The following is a 6,347-nucleotide window of genomic DNA, read 5'->3' as shown; positions in this document are numbered from 1 at the left end:
GCCGCTTCGAGCTGGAGTCCTCCGGCAACTACGTTCACGCGCCGCGCAAATTCGTGGCTACCGTTGGGGTCAAAGACCTGGTCGTCGTGGAAACCGCCGACGCCCTGCTCATCACCACCCGGGACCGCGCCCAGGACGTGGGCAAGATCGTTAAGCATTTGGAAGCTAAGAGAAGAAAGGACCTTCTCTAGCTGCTCCCCACTAGCTTTTAGCTAGCAGCTAGAAGCCAGTAGCCGCTAGCCAAGAGCCAACAGCGAACAGCGGTTTTTCCGAGAACTGAGAACCGGGAACTGAGAACCGACATCCACTTCGGCACCGACGGTTGGCGCGGCCTGATCGCCGACGATTTCACCTTCTCGAACGTGCGCCGCGTCGCCCAGGCCATCGCTGCCTACGTCTTGAAGCATGAAGACGCAGGCCGGGGCGTGGCCGTCGGTTATGACACCCGCTTTGCCTCTCCCCGCGCCGCCGATCTGGTCGCGGAAACCCTGGCTGCCGCCGGCATTCCGGTCCTGCTCTCGAACGATTACGTGCCCACGCCGGTGGTTTCTTTCACCGTCCACCATCATCAACTCGCCGCCGGCGTGGTGGTCACCTCCAGTCATAATCCCTGGAACTGGAACGGCCTCAAGGTGAAGGCGCGCTATGGCGGCTCGGCTTCGCCCGAAATCATGAAAAAGATCGAGGAGGAGCTGCGCTCCGGCGCCGCGCCCAGGGGCACGCCCGCTGCCATCACCAAGGCCGACTTCAAGCCCGACTACGTCCAGGCCATCACCCGCCTGGTGGACATGAAGCGCATTGCGGGCGCTGGCTTCCGCTTCGTCATCGACGTCATGTACGGTTCCGGGCGCGGCGTGCTGGCCGGCATCTTCCGCCAGCACGGCATCGAGCACGTCGAGATCCGTAATGACGTCAACCCGCTCTTCCCCGACATCAACCCGGAGCCCATCGAGCCCCACGTGCGCCTGGCCCAGGAAGCCGTGGTGCGCGAGCGCGCTCACGCCGGCTTCATTTCTGATGGCGACGCCGACCGCATCGGCGCCGTGGATGAGAACGGAGCCTTCGTCGATCCCCACAGGATTTTCTGCATCCTGCTCCACTGGATGCTGGCGCGCCGCCAGTGGCCGGGCGAGGTCGCCCGCGCCTTCAACTCCACTCACATGGCGGATCGCATCGCCGCTCGCTTCGGACGCAGGATGCACGTGACTCCCATCGGTTTCAAGTATCTGGGCGCGCTGATGATGGAGCGCGACGTCCTGATCGCCGCCGAGGAATCCGGCGGCATCGGTATCAAGCGCCATCTGCCCGAACGCGATTCCACCCTCAACGCCTTGCTGCTGGCCGGCGTCATGGCCGAGGAAGGCAAGACGCTCGGACAACTGGTCGCGCAGCTCCAGCAGGAATTCGGAGCGCACTACTACGGACGCCGCGACCTGCACATCCCGGATGAGGTAAAGTGGGCAGCGATACGCCGCGCCGAAGGCGACGCGACCACCGCCGTCGGTCGCTATCACATTCTGCGGCGCGAGAGCGTGGACGGCGTGAAGCTGTTTCTCGATGCGCCGCGTGACGGCTCCGGCGCCGAGCCCTGGCTTCTGGTCCGCGCTTCGGGTACCGAGCCGTTGCTACGGCTCTACGCAGAAGCTGCCTCACCCGACCTGATGCGCGATATTCTGGGCCAGGCTGAAGAATTCGTCGCGGCTCAAACAACGACGACCGCACGAAACGGGTAACCGATACCGCCCTTCAATCGTCCAATCGGAGGTTCGTTCGGCCAGAAGCTAGGAGCTAGAAGCTAGGAGCCAAAAGCCTAAGGCGGAGAGCAGACCCCAAGAGCCACCCTTGATTCCCCCCTCCAACCCGCCCGACACTCCCGAAGCCCGGGCCTACAACCGCACCAAGCGCTGGCTCGCCATCGCGGATTTCGTCCTCGGCCTGGTCTTCCTGTTCGTGCTGCTGGCCACCGGCTGGACTCGCGGCCTGCGCGACGTGGCGGTGCGCGCGTCTTTTGAGAGTTACTGGTTCGCGGTTTTTCTCTATGTGTTCATGCTGCTGGCGGCCAGCAAGCTGCTGGGCTTGGGCCTCGATGTCTACAGTTTCCGCCTGGAGCATCGCTACCAGCTTTCCAATCAGAAGCTCGGCTCCTGGGCCTGGGACCAGCTCAAAGGATTCCTCGTCGGCCTCGTCATCGCCACTATCGTGGTGGAACTCATCTATCTGGCCATTCGCATGTGGCCGCAGTACTGGTGGCTGGCCGCCTGGTTCGTGTTCATCTTCCTTTTCCTGTTCTTCGCGCAGATCGCGCCCGTGGTGCTCTTCCCGCTGTTCTACAAGTTCACGCCCCTGGAGGATGAAGAACTCAAGCGCCGGCTCACTGCGTTGGGCGAGCGCGCCGGCACCCGCGTGCGCGGCGTCTACGAATGGAAGCTCTCCGAGAAGAGCAGGAAGGCCAACGCCGCCCTCACTGGGTTAGGCGCCACGCGCCGCATCCTGCTGGCCGACACGCTCTTGCAGAACTACACCCACGACGAGATCGAGGCCGTCCTCGCCCATGAACTCGGCCACCACGTGCATCGCCATATCCCCAAGAGCATCGCGGTGCACGTCGTGACCACGTTCTTCGGGTTCTGGGCCGCGAACCAGGCGCTGCGCTACGCCGTCGAACAGCGCCACATGTTTGAGACCCTGGCCGACTTCGCCAGCCTCCCGCTCCTGGCCCTGGTCTCGACCGTGCTCTCGCTCCTGCTCATGCCGGTGATGAACGCCTGGTCGCGCCACAACGAGCGCCAGGCCGACCGCTATGCTTTCCAAGCCGTGCCCAGCGTCGCGCCCTACATCAGCGCGCTGAACAAGCTGTGCGCGCAGAACCTCGCCGAACGCACTCCCTCGCGCTTAGTGGAGTGGCTCTTCCACTCCCACCCCGCGATTTCGCGCCGTATCGCCGCCGCCGAGAAGTTCGCCGCCGCCAAGGAGCAGGCTTCCTGCTCAGCGGCGTCTCCTTAGAGTCCACGGTCGAAAACGTCGCAGCTTGACGTACCGGTCCGCCCGAGAGAGACTCTCACCGTCTTCGCGTGAGTCCCATGAGCGCAGCGGGGCCCGGCACGCGTTTCCAAGGTGCCCCACGGTCAGTTTTCCAACCGCGATTTTCAGGCGACGATGAAGGCGAAACCGCAACGCAAGCAACAAAAGATCGCCACCTCTCCCGGCAAGGCTGGCGCCAATAATAAAGAACTCACCATGCGGAACCTGCACGGTGTGGAACAGAGCTTCTACGTCATCGCCGATTCCCTCAAGGAACTCATCGCCTATGTGGACTCCGAGCTGCGCTTTCGCTTCGCCAATCAGGCGTATCAGAGGTTCTTTGCCGAGCCAGGGGAGGACCTGACGGGGGGCCACTTTGCGGAGATTGTGGGCGCCGAAGGCTACCGCATTCTTGGGCCCTACATCCAGAAAGCAGTCTTGGGCAAGCCCGCCAGGTATGAAGGATGGCTGACTAGCGGCCGTCGCAACGAACGCCGGTACGTGCGCATTGACTATATTCCGGAGATTGGCGTCAACGGACAGGTGTTGGGTGTCTTCATCATTCGCAAGGACCTCACCGACCTCAAACGGGCAGAAAGGCACTTTCAGGCCATCGTGGAATCGGCGCCGGATGGCATCATCATGATGGACCCGAGCGGCAAAATCGTTCTTGTGAACGCGCACGCGGAGCAAATGCTGGGATACGCCCGGGATGAGTTGGCGGGCCAACCGCTGGAAATGCTGATGCCGGAGCGGTTCCGCAGCCGCCACGTCGCGCATCGGGGTGAATACATGCGCCAGCCGGTCGCCCGCACCATGGCTGCGGGGCTGGAACTCTATGCCCTCCGCAAGGACGGCACCGAGTTCCCGGTGGACATCACCTTGAGTCCCATCGAAACCAGCGAGGGTATGCGCGCAGTCGCCATCATGCGCGACGTCACCGTCCACAGGCAGTTGCTGGAGAAACAGAAGGAAACCGCCCTCTTGGAAGAGCGCAACCGGGTGGCCCGGGACGTTCATGACACGCTCGCCCAGGGCTTTGCCGGCATCACCCTGCATCTCGAAGGGGCGGAGGATGCCCTTGCCGATGATCCCAAAGAAGTGCGCCATCACATCCGCCGGGCGCGCGAGCTGGCGCGCCGCAGCCTGGAGGAAGCCCGTCGCTCCGTCCTGGCCATGCGTCCTGCGTCGGCCAAGAACCTGGTCAGCGTCCTCCGGGAGATGGTGGCGGCGATCAACCCGGGCACCCGTGCCCAGGTGGAATTCAGCCTCCGCGGAATCTACCTTCCGCACTCGCTGGAGGTGGAGGAGAACCTGCAGCGCATCTGTCAGGAGGCGCTGAGCAACGCCCTCAGGCATGCCCGGGCCGAGCACATCCGCGTCGAGTTGGAGTACGACTCGCAGCAGACACGGCTTTGCGTTTCAGATGATGGCAAAGGGTTAGCCCTAAAGAGAAGGCGCCCGGGCTTTGGTCTCATCAGCCTCCAGGAGCGTGCCAAGCAGATCGGCGCGCGCCTCGTGCATGAGAGCAGCCGCGGAAAGGGAACACGGGTGGAAGTTACGGTTCCGGCGGGGGCTAAAAGCGACGACGGTGCGCGCTCGTGAAGAAGCGCTCGGCTCGCCGGCGTTCTGGGCCCATCCGGGTTCTCGTTGCAGATGACCATCCCGTGGTGCGCGAAGGCCTGGCGGCGCTCATCAATCGTCGGCGGGATATGAAAGTCGTATCCGAGGCCGTGAACGGCCAGCAGGCCTGTGAGGAGTTCCTCCGCCATCACCCCGATGTGGCGCTCCTCGATTTGCGCATGCCGCAGATGGGGGGCCTCGAGGCCATGCGTGCCATCCACCAGAAGCAGCCCAAGGCCAGGGTCATTATTCTCAGCACTTACGGTGGTGAGGAGGACGTGTACCGGGCCATCCGGGCGGGTGCGAAGGCCTATCTGCTGAAGGATTGTCCGCGCGAGCAGTTGCTGGAGGCCATCCGCGAGGTCCATGCAGGACGCACCTTCATTCTCCCCACGCTGGCAGTAAGACTGGCCGCCCAGTTGACCAGGCCCCATTTGACCGGCCGTCAAATGGAGGTGCTGCAGATCCTCGTCACCGGCAAAAGCAACAAGGAGATTGCGGCGCAACTCGGAATCACCGAGGGCACCGTCAAGCTCCACGTCAACCAGATCTTCAAGAAAGTAGGCGCCGGCAGCCGCGCCGAGGCCATCACCGTCGCCCTCCGCGAGGGGATTGTGCATCTCACCGAACCGTACTTCGCTCTCTAAGCTCACTGCAGGCTCCACCTTTTCCGGATATCACTTTGGTTATAGAGAGACTTATAGACACTGGGGAATTGACCGCCCACAGGGGAGCGGCATACAAGTGCAACGTGCCACGGTAGGTATCGCCCTGCCAACCGGGCGCCTGTGAGAGGCGAATGGAACGGAACCGAAGGAGCAGCCTATGGCTTCTCTCGCTAGCGTTGTCGTTGCCTCTTCCGATCCCGAACGCATCCGCATGCTGTCGGGTCTGTTGGGATCCTGCGCCGTAGCACCGATTCTTTCCCCTTCGCTCGCTGAAGCCTTTGAGGTCCTAAAGCGCCAGCCGGTTTCCCTCGTGGTCTGCGATGACCACCTCGTGGATGGCAGCGCCCGGGACTTGCTCCTCGAGGTTGCCCGCCTCCCTAGTAGGACGCCGGTGATTGTGGTGTCGGTTCGCGACGATTGTGACTACTACTTGGAGGTCATGGAAGCCGGGGCTTTCGACTATGTGGCCTATCCCGCGGACAACGCGGAGATGGAAAGGGTAATGAAAAACGCAGTCGCCGGTGACGGCATGGTGGCGGGTTCGGCCTGAGCGAGGCCTAAATCCCGGGGCGCTCCCGGAAGTGTCAGGCCTGTACGACCCGCGATTCACCCGGAGCGCCCCGGGGTCGCCAGTTTGTTGAGTGAAGGAGAACGGGCCGGAAAGACCCGGCCCAGCGGAGTAGCCAATGACCTTGCGACGCGCTTTGACGCAATTACTCGACCTGGGGCCGCAGCCCGGCACGGAAAAGATACGCCTGGAGGAAACTGCCCTGTGCGTGGACTGCGAGACACTGACTCCGGCCCGCGGTACTACCTGCATTGCGTGCGGAGGAAGGGCCCTGCTCAGCCTCAAGCGCGTGCTCGGCGGCATCCGCCCCGGAGATTCTGCCCGCCTGGTGGAAACCCGCCGCTGGGTCGGCCCGCTTCACCGTCGCCTCATGCCGGCGCGCAGCCACCGGGAATTCGCCGCGGAACTGCGGTCAGACCAGCTTCTCGAATCTGCGCAAGCCAATGTGGCCCAGGTTTCGGAAGCAC

7 protein-coding genes are annotated in these 6,347 nt (G+C 63.3%); all 7 read left to right on the top strand.

The window, feature by feature from the left end; all coding sequences use genetic code 11:
- On the top strand, positions 1-191 hold a 191-nt coding region (locus VLE48_10970; GenBank protein HSA93523.1), incomplete at its 5' end, for a hypothetical protein.
- Between the two features lie 99 nt (positions 192-290).
- Complete coding sequence (locus VLE48_10965) at positions 291-1,733, top strand: phosphoglucomutase/phosphomannomutase family protein (protein HSA93522.1); 1,443 nt, start codon at positions 291-293, stop codon at positions 1,731-1,733.
- A 109-nt stretch (positions 1,734-1,842) separates the two neighbouring features.
- Positions 1,843-3,003, top strand: a complete 1,161-nt coding sequence (locus VLE48_10960) for a M48 family metallopeptidase (protein HSA93521.1) — start codon at positions 1,843-1,845, stop codon at positions 3,001-3,003.
- Positions 3,004-3,156: 153 nt separating this feature from the next.
- Positions 3,157-4,626: a PAS domain S-box protein gene (locus tag VLE48_10955; protein ID HSA93520.1), complete on the top strand. Its 1,470-nt coding sequence runs from the start codon at positions 3,157-3,159 to the stop codon at positions 4,624-4,626.
- The gene (locus VLE48_10950) at positions 4,623-5,291 is read left to right on the top strand and encodes a response regulator transcription factor (protein ID HSA93519.1); all 669 of its coding nucleotides are present in this window, start codon (positions 4,623-4,625) and stop codon (positions 5,289-5,291) included. Before VLE48_10955 ends, VLE48_10950 begins: the two co-directional genes overlap by 4 nt.
- 178 nt (positions 5,292-5,469) lie before the next feature.
- Positions 5,470-5,862, top strand: a complete 393-nt coding sequence (locus VLE48_10945; GenBank protein HSA93518.1) for a response regulator — start codon at positions 5,470-5,472, stop codon at positions 5,860-5,862.
- 136 nt (positions 5,863-5,998) lie between these two features.
- Positions 5,999-6,347 (top strand): hypothetical protein (locus tag VLE48_10940; GenBank protein HSA93517.1); only part of this gene is annotated, 349 nt, incomplete at its 3' end.

The organism is Terriglobales bacterium, from assembly GCA_035454605.1.
Taxonomy (GTDB): domain Bacteria; phylum Acidobacteriota; class Terriglobia; order Terriglobales; family Acidobacteriaceae; genus DATMAB01.
This window is presented reverse-complemented; position numbering and strand designations above follow the sequence as displayed.